This window comes from Streptomyces triculaminicus (genome assembly GCF_017349075.1).
GTDB lineage: Bacteria > Actinomycetota > Actinomycetes > Streptomycetales > Streptomycetaceae > Streptomyces > Streptomyces triculaminicus.
Map to the genome: position 1 here is coordinate 313739 of NZ_JAFMOF010000003.1, position 14647 is coordinate 328385.

15 protein-coding genes are annotated in these 14647 nt (G+C 71.7%); 7 read left to right on the forward strand and 8 right to left on the reverse strand.

Going from position 1 to position 14647, the window contains the following annotated elements:
* Nucleotides 1-63 precede the first annotated feature (63 nt).
* From J1792_RS20055 to J1792_RS20065, 3 genes are read left to right on the forward strand one after another with little or no spacing between them, the layout of a single operon-like run.
* The gene (locus J1792_RS20055) at nt 64-1044 is read left to right on the forward strand and encodes a carbohydrate ABC transporter permease (protein ID WP_207247928.1); all 981 of its coding nucleotides are present in this window, start codon (nt 64-66) and stop codon (nt 1042-1044) included.
* Nucleotides 1041-1901, forward strand: coding sequence for a carbohydrate ABC transporter permease (locus J1792_RS20060; RefSeq protein ID WP_086572429.1), 861 nt, complete (start codon nt 1041-1043; stop codon nt 1899-1901). The genes J1792_RS20055 and J1792_RS20060 overlap by 4 nt, the downstream gene beginning before the upstream one ends.
* Nucleotides 1902-1911: 10 nt before the next feature.
* Nucleotides 1912-3414 carry a glycoside hydrolase family 3 protein gene (locus J1792_RS20065; protein ID WP_207247929.1) on the forward strand — a complete coding sequence of 501 codons (1503 nt, stop codon included), beginning with the start codon at nt 1912-1914 and terminating at the stop codon, nt 3412-3414.
* Between the two features lie 58 nt (nt 3415-3472).
* Here the strand turns inward: J1792_RS20065 and nagB are convergent, their stop codons facing one another.
* A complete protein-coding gene (nagB, locus tag J1792_RS20070; protein WP_207247930.1) occupies nt 3473-4258 on the reverse strand; it encodes a glucosamine-6-phosphate deaminase in 786 nt (261 codons plus the stop codon).
* Nucleotides 4259-4657: 399 nt separating this feature from the next.
* Between nagB and J1792_RS20075 the strand changes: the two genes are divergently transcribed.
* Nucleotides 4658-6127 carry a sensor histidine kinase gene (locus tag J1792_RS20075; protein ID WP_207248154.1) on the forward strand — a complete coding sequence of 490 codons (1470 nt, stop codon included), beginning with the start codon at nt 4658-4660 and terminating at the stop codon, nt 6125-6127.
* 135 nt (nt 6128-6262) lie between these two features.
* Here J1792_RS20075 and J1792_RS20080 read toward each other — a convergent pair whose 3' ends face one another.
* Nucleotides 6263-6520: a WhiB family transcriptional regulator gene (locus tag J1792_RS20080; protein ID WP_004937597.1), complete on the reverse strand. Its 258-nt coding sequence runs from the start codon at nt 6518-6520 to the stop codon at nt 6263-6265.
* Between the two features lie 319 nt (nt 6521-6839).
* Complete coding sequence (locus J1792_RS20085; RefSeq protein ID WP_207247931.1) at nt 6840-7808, reverse strand: diacylglycerol/lipid kinase family protein; 969 nt, start codon at nt 7806-7808, stop codon at nt 6840-6842.
* Between the two features lie 82 nt (nt 7809-7890).
* On the opposite strand from J1792_RS20085, the gene J1792_RS20090 reads away from it, so the two are divergent.
* Complete coding sequence (locus J1792_RS20090) at nt 7891-8367, forward strand: hypothetical protein (RefSeq protein ID WP_372446139.1); 477 nt, start codon at nt 7891-7893, stop codon at nt 8365-8367.
* Between the two features lie 40 nt (nt 8368-8407).
* Here J1792_RS20090 and J1792_RS20095 read toward each other — a convergent pair whose 3' ends face one another.
* The 4 genes from J1792_RS20095 to J1792_RS20110 all read right to left on the reverse strand — a co-directional run bounded on the left by J1792_RS20095 (nt 8408) and on the right by J1792_RS20110 (nt 10846).
* Nucleotides 8408-9352 (reverse strand): RNA polymerase sigma factor SigF, encoded by a 945-nt coding sequence (locus tag J1792_RS20095; protein WP_242705355.1) that lies wholly within the window; start codon nt 9350-9352, stop codon nt 8408-8410.
* A 16-nt stretch (nt 9353-9368) separates the two neighbouring features.
* Entirely contained in the window at nt 9369-9785 is a 417-nt protein-coding gene (locus J1792_RS20100; protein WP_126915983.1) for an ATP-binding protein, read from the reverse strand.
* A 199-nt stretch (nt 9786-9984) separates the two neighbouring features.
* Nucleotides 9985-10530 carry a GNAT family N-acetyltransferase gene (locus J1792_RS20105; RefSeq protein WP_207247932.1) on the reverse strand — a complete coding sequence of 182 codons (546 nt, stop codon included), beginning with the start codon at nt 10528-10530 and terminating at the stop codon, nt 9985-9987.
* Between the two features lie 55 nt (nt 10531-10585).
* On the reverse strand, nt 10586-10846 hold the full coding sequence (locus J1792_RS20110) for a UBP-type zinc finger domain-containing protein (RefSeq protein WP_207247933.1): 261 nt from the start codon (nt 10844-10846) through the stop codon (nt 10586-10588).
* 77 nt (nt 10847-10923) lie between these two features.
* On the opposite strand from J1792_RS20110, the gene J1792_RS20115 reads away from it, so the two are divergent.
* The gene (locus J1792_RS20115; RefSeq protein ID WP_207247934.1) at nt 10924-12702 is read left to right on the forward strand and encodes a Na+/H+ antiporter; all 1779 of its coding nucleotides are present in this window, start codon (nt 10924-10926) and stop codon (nt 12700-12702) included.
* Here J1792_RS20115 and J1792_RS20120 read toward each other — a convergent pair.
* A complete protein-coding gene (locus tag J1792_RS20120; RefSeq protein WP_207247935.1) occupies nt 12665-13603 on the reverse strand; it encodes a 1-aminocyclopropane-1-carboxylate deaminase/D-cysteine desulfhydrase in 939 nt (312 codons plus the stop codon). The genes J1792_RS20115 and J1792_RS20120 overlap by 38 nt on opposite strands.
* A gap of 50 nt (nt 13604-13653) precedes the next feature.
* Here J1792_RS20120 and J1792_RS20125 point away from each other — a divergent pair, with 50 nt between their 5' ends.
* The gene (locus J1792_RS20125) at nt 13654-14565 is read left to right on the forward strand and encodes a glutaminase (protein ID WP_086566278.1); all 912 of its coding nucleotides are present in this window, start codon (nt 13654-13656) and stop codon (nt 14563-14565) included.
* The last annotated feature ends 82 nt before the right edge of the window (nt 14566-14647 follow it).

Genomic DNA, 14647 nt, shown 5'->3' on the forward strand with positions numbered 1-14647 from the left:
GCGCCGGCCCGTACGGAAGCGCGCAGACGTAACACGGTTCGACAGGGGAGAAGGCGGACGACGATGTCAGCGCAGATCGAAGAGGCGACGGCCGCCCCGCCGGCGCCGAAGGCCGGCAAGGGGGGCGCCCCGCCGGCGCGCCCGGGCGGCGTCCGGGCCGGACGCGTCGTCCCGTACCTGCTGATCCTCCCCGCCGCCGCCCTCACCGTGCTACTGCTCGGCTGGACGATGGTGAAGAACGGCCTGCTGTCGTTCCAGAACCTCAACCGGCGCCAGCTCATCCGGCACGTCACCGAGTGGACCGGCGTCGACAACTACCGCGAGGCCCTGGGCAGCGCGGAGTTCTGGGGCGTCACCGGCCGGTCCGTCGTCTTCACCGCCGCCAACGTCGTCCTGATCATGGTGCTGGGCTGCCTCATCGGCCTGCTGCTCGCCCGCCTCGGTACGAAGACGCGCCTGCTGCTCTCGCTCGGGCTCGTCCTCGCCTGGGCGATGCCCGTCGTCGCCGCGACCACCGTCTTCCAGTGGCTGTTCGACCAGCGCTACGGCATCGTCAACTACCTGCTCGACCAGGCCGGCTGGCACTCCATGGCCGGCTACAACTGGACCGGCGACCAGCTGTCGACGTTCTTCGTCATCACCGTGCTGATCGTCTGGCAGTCGATCCCCTTCGTGGCGATCAACCTCTACGCGGCCACGACCACGATCCCCACGGAGCTGTACGAGGCGGCGTCCCTGGACGGCGCGGGCGCCTGGAAGCAGTTCACCTCGGTGACCTTCCCCTTCCTCAAGCCCTTCTTCCTCGCCACCACCTTCCTCGAGGTCATCTGGGTCTTCAAGGCCTTCACCCAGGTCTTCGCGATCAACGAGGGCGGCCCCGACCGGCTCACCGAGACGCTGCCCGTCTACGCCTTCACCGAGGGCATCGGCAGCCAGCACTTCGGCATGGGCGCCGCGGTCTCCATCCTGACCATCGTGATGCTGCTGGCCCTGACCGCCTACTACCTGCGCCTGGTGCTCAAGCAAGAGGAGGACGAGCTGTGAGCCGCACGGTTCCCCACCGCCGGACGGGCTCCGGCTCGCCGCTCGGCCGTCTCTGGCCGCAGGCGACGGCGGTCGTCCTCTTCGTGGTCTTCGCGTTCCCCGTCTACTGGATGTTCGCCACGGCCCTCAAGCCCACCCCGGACATCGTCAGCGAGACCCCGGTCTGGTTCCCCACCAGCCCCACCTTCGACCACATCACCAAGGCGGTGGACGCCGACGGCTTCTGGACGTTCGTCGGCAACTCCCTCACCGTCACCCTGATCGCCGTCGGGCTCTCGCTCGTCATCGCGCTGCTCGCGTCGTTCGCCGTCGCCCGCATGCGCTTCAAGGGCCGCAAGAGCTTCATCCTCGTGATGATGATGGCCCAGATGGCGCCCTGGGAGGTCATGACCATCGCCTACTACATGATCGTGCGCGACGCGGACATGCTCAACGGCCTGCCGCCCCTCATCGCCATCTACACGGTCATGGTGCTGCCCTTCACCGTCCTGACGCTGCGCGGCTACGTCGCCGCCGTGCCCAAGGAGCTGGAGGAGTCCGCGATGGTCGACGGCTGCACCCGCACCCAGGCCTTCCTCAAGGTGATCTTCCCGCTGCTCGCGCCGGGCCTGATGGCCACATCGCTGTTCGGATTCATCACCGTATGGAATGAATTCCCCATGGTCCTGATCCTCAACAAGGACCCCGGCTCCCAGACTCTTCCCCTGTGGCTCACCGGCTTCCGCACCACCTTCGGCGACGACTGGGGCGCCACCATGGCCGCCTCCTCCCTCTTCGCCGTGCCCATCCTCATCCTCTTCGTCATCCTCCAGCGCAAGGCCGTGGGCGGTCTTACGTCCGGCGCAGTGAAGGGCTAGCCCTACCGACATGACGACGCTGACCCCGCAGGGCACGCTCACCCGCGACGCCCTCACCGTCCTCCAGCCCGGCTTCACGGGCACCACCGCCCCCGACTGGCTGCTGCGCCGGCTCGGCGAAGGGCTCTCCTCCGTCGGCCTGTTCGGCCGCAACGTCGCCTCCCCCGAGCAGCTCGCCGCCCTCACCGCCCAGCTGCGGGCCGAGCGCGACGACGTCCTCGTCGCCATCGACGAGGAGGGCGGCGACGTCACCCGCCTGGAGGTGCGCACGGGCTCCTCCTTCCCCGGCAACCTCGCGCTCGGCGCCGTCGACGACACCGCGCTGACCCGGGACGTCGCCCACGAGCTCGGCCGCCGCCTCGCCGCCTGCGGCGTCAACCTCAACTGGGCGCCCTCCGCCGACGTCAACTCCGACCCCGACAACCCGGTCATCGGCGTACGGTCCTTCGGCGCCGACCCCGCTCTGGTCGCCCGGCACACCGCCGCCTACGTCGAGGGCCTGCAGGCCGCCGGGGTCGCCGCCTGCACCAAGCACTTCCCCGGCCACGGCGACACCGCCGTCGACTCCCACCACGACCTGCCGCGCATCGACGCGGGCCTGGCGACCCTGCGCGAGCGCGAGCTGGTGCCCTTCCGCGCCGCCGTCGCCGCCGGCACCAAGGCCGTGATGAGCGCCCACATCCTGCTGCCCGCGCTCGACCCCGCCCTGCCCGCCACCCTCAGCCCGGCCGCCCTGCACGGCCTGCTGCGCGCGCCCGTCGCCGACGGCGGCCTCGGCTTCGACGGCCTCGTCGTCACCGACGGCATGGAGATGCGGGCGATCTCCGCCACGTACGGCATCGAACGCGGCAGCGTCATGGCGATCGCGGCGGGCGCCGACGCCATCTGCGTCGGCGGCGGCCTGGCGGACGAGGACACCGTGCTCCGGCTGCGCGACGCGCTGGCCGGCGCCGTGCGCTCCGGCGAACTGCCCGAGGAGCGGCTCGCCGACGCCGCCGCGCGGGTACGGGCCCTGGCGCGCTGGACCTCGGGGGCGGGCGGTGACGAGGAGGGGACCTCGCCCGCCCCGGAGATCGGCCTGGTCGCGGCGCGCCGAGCGCTGCGGGTGACCGCCCCGGCCGGACACGAGCCGCTGACCGGCCCCGCCTACGTCGCCGCGTTCACCCCGCTGGCGAACTTCGCGGTGGGCGACGAGACGCCCTGGGGTGTCGGCGCCGAGCTGGGCCGGCTGCTGCCGGGCACCGAGACCCGCGCGTACGGCCAGGAGACGGCCGGCGCCGAGGAGGTGCTCGCGGACGCCGGAGAGCGGCGGATCGTCGCCGTCGTCCGCGACGTCCACCGCCACCCGTGGATGGCGAGGGCCCTGGGTTCCCTGGTCGCCGCGCGCCCCGGCACGATCGTCGTCGAGATGGGCCTGAACCAGGCCCCGCCGTCCGGTGCCCTGCACATCGCCACCCATGGAGCGGCCCGCGTGTGCGGCGTCGCCGCCGCGGAGGTCATCGCGGGACGCTGACCCGAACGCCGGAGGGGGGTCGCGATCGCGACCCCCCTCCGGCATTTCGAAGCAACGACTACAGGCCCTGCCAGACGGGCTTGTTGGCGTAGGTGTGGCGGAAGTAGCCGGCCAGCTTCAGCTTCGAGGCCGCCGCCTCGTCGACGACGACGGTCGCGTGCGGGTGCAGCTGGAGGGCCGAGGCCGGGACCAGGGCGGCGACCGGGCCCTCGACGGTGGCGGCCACGGCGTCGGCCTTGCCCTCGCCGGTGGCCAGCAGGACCAGGTGGCGGGCCTCGAGGATGGTGCCGATGCCCTGGGTGATGACGTGGTGGGGGACCTGGTCGATGTCGCCGTCGAAGAAGCGCGCGTTGTCGACGCGGGTCTGCTGGGTCAGCGTCTTGATGCGGGTGCGGGAGGCGAGCGAGGAGCAGGGCTCGTTGAAGCCGATGTGGCCGTCGGTGCCGATGCCGAGGATCTGCAGGTCCACGCCGCCGGCCTCGCGCAGGGCGCGGTCGTAGGCCTCGCACGCGGCCTGGACGTCGTCGGCGGTGCCGTCGGGGCCCATGAAGGCCTCCTCGGTCAGGCCGAGCGGGCGGACGACCTGGCGCAGCACCGTGGAGCGGTAGGACTCGGGGTGGTCGGCGGGCAGGCCGACGTACTCGTCGAGCTGGCAGATGCGGGCGCGCGAGGGGTCCACGGCGCCGGAGCGGACCTTCGCCTCGAGGGCCTCGTAGATGGGCAGCGGGGTGGAGCCGGTGGCCACGCCGAGCAGGGCGTCGGGCTTGCGGCTCAGCAGGGCGCCGATTGCCTCCGCGATCAGTTCGCCGCCTGCCTTGGCGTCCGGAACGATGACAATTTCCACGCTGGGGCCTGCCGATCTCAAGATAAAACTCGGTGGTATAGACCAATCTAGCAGAGGTGAGGGGCGCTTCCGGGGCCGGACGAGGGCCGGGTCGGCGGCGGTGCGAGGGCCGGGTCGGCGGCGGTGCGGGGGCCGGAACGTACTACGGGCCGCGGCGCCTGGCCGGGACCCTCAACCCGACCGGCACCGCAGCCCGGAGCGACATCGGCCGGCTCCGGATGCCGCGGGGTGTGCGGGCCCCGCGGCCGGCGCAGGCCGACCTCGCCCCCTTGTACCGCGGGGGCGAGACTTTGCCATCTCATTGTGGACTAGACCATTCGCCGCTGTCCACGCTCTTCACCCGGCCGGGGAAAATCCCCGCCCACCAAGCCCGCGGGTAGGCTCGGGGCCGTGCCCTCCATGAACGATCTCGTACGCCAGCACACCGCCCTCGGCGACTCCGACCTGGAGTGGCTGCACCTGCTGGTCTCGGAGTGGCAGCTGCTCTCCGACCTCTCCTTCGCCGACCTCGTCCTGTGGGTGCCCACCCTCGACGGCACCCGCTATGTGTCCGTGGCCCAGATGCGGCCCAACACCGGACCCACCTCCTACCAGGACGACATGGTCGGCCACCTCGTCCCGCGCGGCCGCCGGCCGATGCTGGACGCCGCCCTCGACGAGGGCCGGATCGTCCGCGAGGGCGACCCGGAGTGGCGCGAGGAGGTGCCGGTGCGGGTCGAGTCCATCCCCGTCCGCCGGGAGGGGCGGGTCCTGGGGGTCATCGCCCGGAACACCAACCTGCTCACCGTGCGCACCCCCAGCCGGCTGGAGCTCACCTATCTGCAGAGCGCCTCCGACCTCGCGCAGATGATCGCCGCCGGGGCGTTCCCCTTCCCCGGCCAGCAGGTCGACATGGACGCCTCGCCGCGCGCCGGCGACGGGCTGATCAGGCTCGACGCCGACGGCATCGTGCAGTACGCCAGCCCCAACGCCCTCTCCGCCTACCACCGGCTCGGGCTCGCCGCCGATCTCGTCGGGCATCATCTGGGCGAGACCACCGCTCAGTTGGCACCCTCACGCACGCCCGTCGACGAGGGCCTGGCCAAGCTGGCCAGCGGCTGGGCCCCCCGGGAGTTCGAGGTCGAGGCCAACGACGGGGTCATTCATCTGCGCGCGATCCCGCTCAAACCCAAGGGCAGCCACATCGGTTCGCTCGTCCTGCTCCGCGATGTGACCGAACTGAGACGTCGCGAGCGCGAGTTGATCACCAAGGACGCCACCATCCGGGAGATCCACCACCGGGTGAAGAACAATCTCCAGACCGTCGCGGCCCTCCTGCGCCTCCAGGCGCGCCGCATCGTCTCCGCCGAGGGGCGCGAGGCGCTGGAGGAGGCGGTGCGCCGGGTGGGATCCATCGCGATCGTCCACGAGACGCTCTCGCAGAACCTCGACGAGCGGGTCGAATTCGACGAGATCGCCGACCGGGTGCTCGCCATGGTCGCCGAGATCTCCCCGGGCCGGGTCGCCGCCCGCCGCACCGGCCGCTTCGGGATACTCGACGCCGAGGTCGCCACCCCCCTCGCGATGGTGCTCACCGAGCTGCTGCAGAACGCGCTCGAGCACGGCTTCGGGCCGGGGGATCAGGGCATGGTCGAGGTCACGGCCGTGCGCGGCGGTTCGCGCCGGGACGCCCGGCTGCTCATCTCGGTGCAGGACGACGGCCGGGGGCTGCCCGAGGGCTTCGACCCGCAGCGGGCCGGCAACCTGGGCCTGCAGATCGTACGGACCCTGGTGGAGGGGGAGTTGGGCGGAAAGTTCGACATGCTGCCCGCTTCCGGGCAGGGAACGCGGGTGGTGCTCGACCTCCCGGTGCGGGCCGAGAAGCCGTAGCCGCCGCTCCGGCGCCGGAGCCGGAGGGCACAGCACTGAGCCCCGGACCTCGAAGGAGGTCCGGGGCTCAAAGCTCTTCGGTGCTTAGCGCACTGTGGGGGGTGCTGCGCGCTGCGGCTCGGGGGCCGAGGGGTGTCAGGCGGTCGCGTTGCGCGCCCGGTTGCGAGCGGCGCGGCGCTTCATGGCGCGGCGCTCGTCCTCGCTGAGGCCACCCCAGACGCCGGAGTCCTGGCCGGACTCGAGCGCCCACTGCAGGCACTGCTCCATGACGGGGCAGCGGCGGCAGACGGCCTTGGCTTCCTCGATCTGCAGCAGCGCAGGACCGGTGTTGCCGATGGGGAAGAAGAGCTCGGGGTCTTCCTCGCGGCAAACGGCGTTGTGACGCCAGTCCATGGCTGCTCCATCTCCTCGTGTTACGGCTACGTGGCTTGTGAATGTGAACGCTTTCACGAATCCCCCCGCAAGGGAAGGGCCGACAACCAGTCACAGACCGGCGTGGTCCAAGGGAGGTAAGGGGGATTCGGGCTTTCCGGGAAGCCTTGATGGCGGGCTGTCCCGATCGCCAGGAAGAGACTCGCAAACCTCGGCGACGGATACAACCCCTTCCGGAAAGTTTTTTTTGATTCCTCGGTGTCGGCTAGGTCACAGCCGTCATTCCAGGGGGTGGAACCCAGTCTAAACGTTCGAGTGGAAGGACTTTAGGCCCTTGCACTCACACAATCACACGCAGTGCACGGCGAACGCCTGTGAACGTCACGCTTCTGCGCAGTCCGAGGTGGTCGCCGTCCATCTGGAAGGGGAGGGGAGCCTGCGAATGCAAGGTGAACGAGTCCTGGTCATGCAGTGACACAGCGTGTTTGCCCTGGGGGCCGCGCTCCGGCGTCGACGTCAGCAGCTGGGTGGCGTAGCGGGTCGCCGTCATGGTCGACAGCTTGGTGAATCCCAGCACGTCAAGGGCGGTGTCGAAGGACGCGTCGGGCAGCGCGTAGACCGGCCGGTTGCCCAGATAGGTCCATGGCGCGGTGTTGCAGATTATCGACATGACGAGATTCTCGAGTGGCTCCTCGCCAGGCCGTTCGAGGGTGATCGAGCCATGCCGGCGGTGCGTTTCTCCGAGGAACTGGCGCATCACCTGTCGCACGTACAGGGAGTGCGTCGAACGCTTGCCGCGCTCGCGCTGCTGCTCCACCCGGCCCACGACGCCCGCGTCGAACCCGAAGCCGGCGCAGAAGGTGAACCAGCGCGCGGGCACCCCCTCGTCCTCCGTGCCCGGGGTGCCGGCCGCGAGTCCGAGGCCGACCGTCCGCTCGGAGCCCTCGCGCAGGGCGTCCAGCAGGGCGCCGGTGGCCTCCACGACGTCGTTGGGCAGCCCCAGCGCGCGGGCGAAGACGTTGGTGGAGCCGCCGGGCACCACGGCGAGCCGGGGCAGCGCCGCCGGGTCGGGGCCGGCGTGCAGCAGACCGTTGACGACCTCGTTGACGGTGCCGTCCCCGCCGAGCGCGACCACCAGCTCGATGGTGCCGCTCTCCGCCGCTCTGCGCGCGAGGTCGCGGGCGTGCCCGCGGTACTCCGTGGTGGCGACGTCCAGTTTGAGGTCGCTGGCCAGGGCGTGCGCCAGGACATCGCGGGTACGGGCACTGGTGGTGGTGGCCGAAGGATTGACCACGAGAAGCGCACGCATGCGCGCCAGCCTACCTACCTGTCGGTACACCAACCGTCCCAGGTCCGGCTTCCGATGGTTTGCGTACCGATACCCTGCAGGGGTGAGCAGCAAGCAGTCCGTGTCGAAAACCGCCCGGAAGGGCGCACAGGGGAGCGCCGCCGTCGCGGCCTCCGAGCCCACCGGGCCCCGCCCGGCCCGGCTGACGGCGGCCGCCGTGCTGACCGGCCTGCAGGGCCTGGCGCTGGCCGCCTCGGGAATCTATCTGCTGGTGATGGGCCTGCTCGGCACGCCCGACAGCCCCCAGCAGGCCGAGACCGGCGGGCTGACCGTCCTCGCGCTGGCCGCGCTGCCGCTGCTGGCCGCGCGCGGCCTGTGGCAGCTCCGCCGCTGGAGCCGCGGCCCGGCCATGATCACGCAGATCATGGCACTGCCGGTCGCCTGGACCCTCCTCAATGCCGGCGGCGCCCTGATGATCACGGCCGCCGTGGCGCTGACGCTGGTCGCCGTGGTCACCCTGGCGCTGGTGGTCAACCCCACCGCGACCGAGGCGCTGGGGATCGGGCCCCGCGAGTCCTGAGAGCGACTCGCGCGGGGCCGTGACACGCCGGGACCCCCGGCTACTCCTCGATCAGCAGCCGGTCCCTCAGCTGGGCGAGCGTGCGCGCCAGCAGCCTCGAGACGTGCATCTGCGAGATGCCCACCTCCTGGGCGATCTGCGACTGGGTCATGTTGCCGAAGAACCGCAGCAGCAGGATCTTCTTCTCGCGCGGCGGCAGATCCTCCAGCAGCGGCTTGAGGGACTCGCGGTACTCCACGCCCTCCAGCGCCTCGTCCTCCGCGCCCAGGGTGTCGGCGACCGCCGGCGACTCGTCGTCGGTGTCGGGCACGTCCAGCGAGAGCGTGCTGTAGGCGTTGGCGGACTCCAGGCCCTCCAGCACCTCCTCCTCCGAGATGCCCAGGTGCTCGGCCAGCTCGTGGACCGTCGGGGCGCGGCCGTGCCGCTGCGACAGCTCGGCCGTGGCCGTGGTCAGCGCCAGGCGCAGCTCCTGCAGCCGGCGCGGCACCCGCACCGCCCAGCCCTTGTCGCGGAAGTGCCGCTTGATCTCGCCGACGACCGTGGGCGTCGCGTACGTGGAGAACTCCACCCCGCGGTCCGGGTCGAAGCGGTCGACCGACTTGATCAGGCCGATCGTGGCGACCTGGGTGAGGTCGTCGAGCGGCTCACCGCGGTTGCGGAAGCGCCGCGCCAGGTGCTCCACCAGGGGCAGGTGCATCCGCACCAGGTGGTTGCGCAGCTCGGCCCGCTCCGGCGAGCCGTCCGGCAGCGTCCGCAGCTCGATGAACAGGGCCCGGGCACCGCTGCGGTCGTGCGGATCGGGATGCTGAGGCCGCTGCTGGTGCTGGCGCTGGTGCTGATCCATGTGGTCCGCCCGCTCTGGTGGGTCGCCCGCCTGGTCCGGCTCCGGACCCGTGCGGTCCGGTTCGAGTTCCTCCGGGTGCGGCCGGGCAGGCTGCTGCGGGATGGCCGGGGTACGCACTCCCCGCGATGACGCAGTACTCACGGAGCCCCCTCTTCCGTCACGGCTGCCCGGGGCCGGCGCCGCGCTTCTTGTGCAGGCTGATGCTGACCGTCCGGTCCTCGGCGACCGTGGAGTCGACCTCACCGGCCAGGGCGGAGAGCACCGTCCAGGCGAAGGTGTCGCGCTCGGGCGCGCGGCCGTCCGTGGTGGGCGCGGAGACGGTCACCCGCAGCGCGTCGCCGACCAGCCGGAAGACGCAGCTGAGCACGGAACCGGGCACGGCCTGTTGCAGCAGGATCGCGCACGCCTCGTCGACGGCGATGCGCAAGTCCTCGATCTCGTCGAGGGTGAAGTCCAAGCGGGCCGCGAGGCCGGCTGTCGCCGTCCGCAGCACCGACAGGTAGGCACCCGCAGCGGGCAGCCGGACTTCCACGAAGTCCTGGGTCGTCCCAGGCTCGCCTGCGATTGGGGACACCCTCACCTCCAAGGTGGCACAAGCTTCTTGAGCTGTTGAGGAGCGTCGGTCCGCCGCCTTCCGGTGAAGGGTGGCACGGTCCGGCGCGGCACATGGTCCGGCGAAGACGCTATCGCGATCCGCGGTTCCGCGCCGCAGCCCCGCGACTGTCACTCATGGTAAACCCATGAGCACGGACAGTGGCTAGGGGTCTGCGGTCTCAATTCGAAAGAGCAGTCGCCCTGTTGGGATTTTCGTCACTGTGCGCGAGCGCGGCAAGAGCCCGGAGCGAATCGCCGGACAACCGCTGAACCGTCCACTCGTCCATCGGCTGGGCGCCGAGGGACTTGTAGAACGCGATCGAGGGTGCGTTCCAGTCCAGCACTGACCACTCGAAACGTCCGTAGCCGCGCTCGACGCAGATGCGCGCCAGCTCCGCCAGGAGCGCCCTGCCGTGGCCGCCGCCGCGGGCGTGCGGGCGGACGTAGACGTCCTCGAGATAGACACCGTGCGTGCCCGTCCACGTCGAGAAGTTGCGGAACCAGAGCGCGAAGCCGACCGGCTCGCCGCCCGAACGATCTTCCGGACCCGAGAATTCGTCACTCTCCGCTATCAACGCGAAGACCGCGGGGTGTTCTCCGAACAGGGCCTCGCGCAGCTGCTCCTCGGTGGCCCGGGCGTCGTCCAGCGCCCGTTCGTACTCCGCCAGTTCGCGGATCATGGCGTGGAGGAGGGGGACGTCGTCCTGCGTCGCGGCTCGGATCATGCGTTGCATGCTAGCGGGCCGCACCGACAGGCCCGGGGGCCGCGACGGCGCGCTCTCACACGATGTGCCGGTCCACATAGCACCAGCGCCAGCTCTGGCCCGGCTCGAAGCTGCGCATCACGGCGTGGCCCGTCTCCTCGAAGTGGGCCGTGGCGTGGCGGTACGCCGAGGAGTCGCAGCAGCCGACGTGCCCGCACTCCAGACACAGCCGCAGCTGTACGGGATTGCTGCCGCGCGCCGCGCACTCCGGGCAGGTGGGGGTCAGCGGCCGGGGTTCGGGGCGCGGCAGCGCCGCGAGGTGCGAACAGTCGATCATGATGGCCAGGTTAGAGCGTCACCCGAACGCCGACCTGCCCGAACGCCGACCCGCTCGCGCCGACCCGGAGGGGACCGATGGACGTCATGCCCTTGCTGATGCTCGTGGCGGTCTCCGCCGCCGTGGCGGGGGCCGCCCGCCGCACGCCCGTGCCCGCGCCGCTGCTGCTCGTCGCCGCCGGGCTCCTGGCGTCGTACGTGCCGGGGGTGCCGTCGTACGCGCTCGACCCCTCCATCGTGCTGCCCCTGCTCCTGCCCCCGCTGCTGCACACGGCCGCGCTCGACAGCTCCTACCTCGACCTGCGGGCGAACTGGCGTCCCGTGGCCCTCCTGTCGGTCGGCTACGTGCTGTTCGCGACGCTCGCCGTCGGATACGTCGCCTCGCACGCCGTGCCGGGCCTGCCGCCCACCGCCGCGCTCGTGCTCGGCGCGGTGGTCGCGCCGCCCGACGCGGTGGCCGCCACCGCCATCGCCCGGCGGCTCGGCCTGCCCTCCCGGATCACCACCATCCTGCAGGGCGAGTCCCTGGTGAACGACGCCACCGCCATCACCGCCTACCGGGTCGCTGTGGCGGCCGCCGTGGGGGAGGGCGTGGGGTGGGCGGACGGCGTACGGGAGTTCAGGATCGCCTCGGCCGGCGGCATCGGGGTCGGCCTGATCCTCATGGTGCCGATCCACTGGCTGCGCAAGCACCTGCGCGAGCCGCTGCTGCAGAACACGCTCTCCCTGCTCATCCCCTTCGCCGCCTACGCGGCCGCCGAGGAGGTCAAGGCGTCGGGCGTGCTCGCCGTGGTGGTGGTCGCCCTCTACCTGGGACACCGGTCCTGGCAGGTCGACTTCGCCACCCGGCTGCAGGAGGCCGCGGTGTGGCGGATGGTCGCCTTCGTCCTGGAGTCCACCGTCTTCGCGCTCATCGGGCTGCAGCTGCCGGTGGTCCTGAAGGGACTGGGCGCGTACGGGATGGGGACGGCGGCGGGCTACGCGGTGGTCGTCTTCGTCGCGGTGGTCGCCGTCCGCTACCTCTGGGTGTTCCCGGCCACGTACCTGCCCCGCCTGCTGTCCCCCCGCATCCGGGAACGCGAGCCCGACACGACCTGGAAGGCGCCGGTGGTGGTGGGCTGGGCCGGGATGCGCGGCGTCGTCTCGCTGGCCATCGCGTTCTCGATCCCGCAGACCACGCACGACGGCTCGCCCTTCCCCGCCCGGAACCTGATCCTGTTCCTGACGTTCACCACCGTGATCGGGACGCTGGTGGTCCAGGGGCTCACCCTGCCGCCGCTGATCCGGCGCCTGCGGCTGCCCCGACGGGAGCCGGGGGAGGTCACGCTCGCGGAGGCCCAGGCCCAGAGCGAGGCGTCCTCGGCCGCCGAGGCCCGCCTGGAGGAACTGCTGGCCGACGAGCACAACACACTGCCCGAACCGCTCGCCGACCGGCTGAGGTCGGTGCTCGAACGGCGGCGCAACGCGGTGTGGGAACGGCTGGGCGCCGTCGACGAACGGACCGGCGAGTCGGTGGACGACACCTACCGCCGGCTGTCGCGCGAGGTGATCGGCGCGGAGCGGGCGGTCTTCGTCGCGCTGCGCGACGCCCGCCGCATCGACGACGAGATGCTGCGCACGCTCCTGCGGAGGCTGGACCTGGAGGAGGCTGCGGCGTACCTGGAGGAGGGGGCGGGTGGTGGGGCTGAGGCCGGTGATCGGGGGCGGGGCCGGGGCGGGATGGGCCGGGCCCTTACGGGACTGGATTATTTACGGCCCGGAGCCGTTTCGCAGGGATGGTCGGCCCGCACCTGGGCCGCAAATAACCCTGACGTCCCTCTCAGGGCCCGGCCCATCCCACCCCGGCCCCTCCCGTGATCACGGCGGCCACCGTGGTGCCGGCGGGGAACGCGCCCTCCTCGGCCAGCGTCGTCAGCCCGTACAGCATCTTCGCCACGTACAGGGGCTCGAGCGGCAGCCCGTGCCGTGCCGCGAAGTCCTCCGCGAACGCGTCCAGCTCCGGGGTGCGCTTCGCGTAGCCGCCGAAGTGGAAGCGGTCCTCCAGCGTCCACGCGCCCCGTGCGCCGCCGAACGCCTCTTGCTGCAGGCGGCGTATCTCCTCGCCGAGGAAGCCGCCCTTGAGGACCGGGAAGCCGATGGCCCGCTGGTCTCCGGCCAGCCCGGCCGCCAGGCCGGCCAGCGTCCCGCCCGTACCGCAGGCCACGCCCACCACGTCCGCCACGCCCCGCAGCTCGCGCCCCAGCTCCGCGCACCCGCGCGCCGCGGCCGCGTTGCTGCCCCCCTCGGGCACGACGAAGCAGCCCGGCGGGGCCAGGGAGGCCAGCACGTCCGGCTCGTTCTTGCGGCGGTACAGCGATCGGGAGACGAAGCGCAGTCGCATGCCGTCCGCCGCGCACTGCGCCAACGACGGGTTCAGGGGGAGGTCCGCCAGCTCGTCGCCGCGCACGACGCCGATCGTCCCGAATCCCAGCAGCCGTCCGGCCGCGGCCGTCGCCCGGAGGTGGTTGGAGTACGCCCCGCCGAAGGTCAGCAGGGTGCGGGTGCCCGCGGCGGCGGCCTCCCGCAGGTTCGGCTCCAGCTTGCGCCACTTGTTGCCCGGCAGGTCGGGATGTATGAGGTCGTCCCGCTTGAGCAGCAGCCGCAGCCCGCGCCGGGCGAAGCGCTCGTCCGCCACCTCGACGAGGGGCGACGGCAGCAGCGGCCGCAACGCGGCGGTGTCCGCCGTACCGGGGGGATTGTCGCTGGTCACACGGTCCATTTTGTACTCTTGCCCGGCCAGCAACGAAGCTAGGAAAGCGCAGCACTGCAGTGGACTACCAGGCCGTACTCGAAGAGGTCGCCGCGTTCGCGCGGCCGCTGGTCGGCCGCGGCCAGGTCGCCGACTACATTCCGGCCCTCGCCGAGGTGGACATCGCGCAGTTCGGGATGGCCGTCGTGGACGTCGACGGCGGGATCCACGGCGTGGGCGCCTGGGAGCGGCCCTTCTCCGTCCAGTCCATCTCCAAGGCCTTCGGCCTGGCCCTGGTCCTGGCCGAGGGCGGCGACAAGATCTGGGAGCGGGTGGGCACGGAACCCTCCGGCAACCCCTTCAACTCCCTGGTGCAGCTCGAGTACGAGCAGGGCATCCCGCGCAACCCGTTCATCAACGCCGGCGCGCTGGTCGTCACCGACCGGCTGCAGACGCTGACGGGCGACGCCAGCACGACGATGCTGGAGTTCCTGCGGGCCGAGAGCGGGAACCCGGAGCTCTCCTTCGACCCGGCCGTCGCCAAGTCCGAGTCCGAGCACGGCGACCGCAACGCCGCGCTGGCCCACTTCATGGCCAGCTACGGCAACCTCGACAACCCCGTGCCGACGGTGCTCGAGCACTACTTCTGGCAGTGCTCCATCGAGATGAGCTGCCGCGACCTCGCCCTGGCGGCCGGCTTCCTGGCCCGGCACGGCCTACGGGCGGACGGCAGCCGGCTGCTGCCCCGCCGCGAGGCCAAGCAGGTCAACGCCGTGATGCTGACCTGCGGCACGTACGACGCCGCCGGCGACTTCGCCTACCGCGTGGGCCTGCCGGGCAAGAGCGGCGTCGGCGGCGGCATCATCGCCGTGATACCGGGACGCTGCACACTGTGCGTCTGGAGCCCCGGCCTGGACGCCCGCGGCAACTCCGTGGCCGGCGTGGCGGCCCTGGACCACTTCACGACCCTGACGGGCTGGTCGGTCTTCTAGGAGGGACGTAGGGGGCCGACCTGCGGCCGGAGGGGCCGGGGTGGGATGGGCCGGGCCCTGAGAGGGACGTCAGGGTTATTTG

What these genes read in the sequence shown, in the direction of transcription:
- J1792_RS20055 (WP_207247928.1), top strand. Translation starts at nt 64, where the DNA reads ATGTCAGCGCAGATCGAAGAGGCGACGGCCGCCCCGCCGGCGCCGAAG.
- J1792_RS20065 (WP_207247929.1), top strand. Translation starts at nt 1,912, where the DNA reads ATGACGACGCTGACCCCGCAGGGCACGCTCACCCGCGACGCCCTCACC.
- J1792_RS20075 (WP_207248154.1), top strand. Translation starts at nt 4,658, where the DNA reads ATGAACGATCTCGTACGCCAGCACACCGCCCTCGGCGACTCCGACCTG.
- J1792_RS20080 (WP_004937597.1), bottom strand. Translation starts at nt 6,520, where the DNA reads ATGGACTGGCGTCACAACGCCGTTTGCCGCGAGGAAGACCCCGAGCTC.
- J1792_RS20085 (WP_207247931.1), bottom strand. Translation starts at nt 7,808, where the DNA reads ATGCGTGCGCTTCTCGTGGTCAATCCTTCGGCCACCACCACCAGTGCC.
- J1792_RS20105 (WP_207247932.1), bottom strand. Translation starts at nt 10,530, where the DNA reads ATGATCCGAGCCGCGACGCAGGACGACGTCCCCCTCCTCCACGCCATG.
- J1792_RS20110 (WP_207247933.1), bottom strand. Translation starts at nt 10,846, where the DNA reads ATGATCGACTGTTCGCACCTCGCGGCGCTGCCGCGCCCCGAACCCCGG.
- J1792_RS20115 (WP_207247934.1), top strand. Translation starts at nt 10,924, where the DNA reads ATGGACGTCATGCCCTTGCTGATGCTCGTGGCGGTCTCCGCCGCCGTG.
- J1792_RS20120 (WP_207247935.1), bottom strand. Translation starts at nt 13,603, where the DNA reads ATGGACCGTGTGACCAGCGACAATCCCCCCGGTACGGCGGACACCGCC.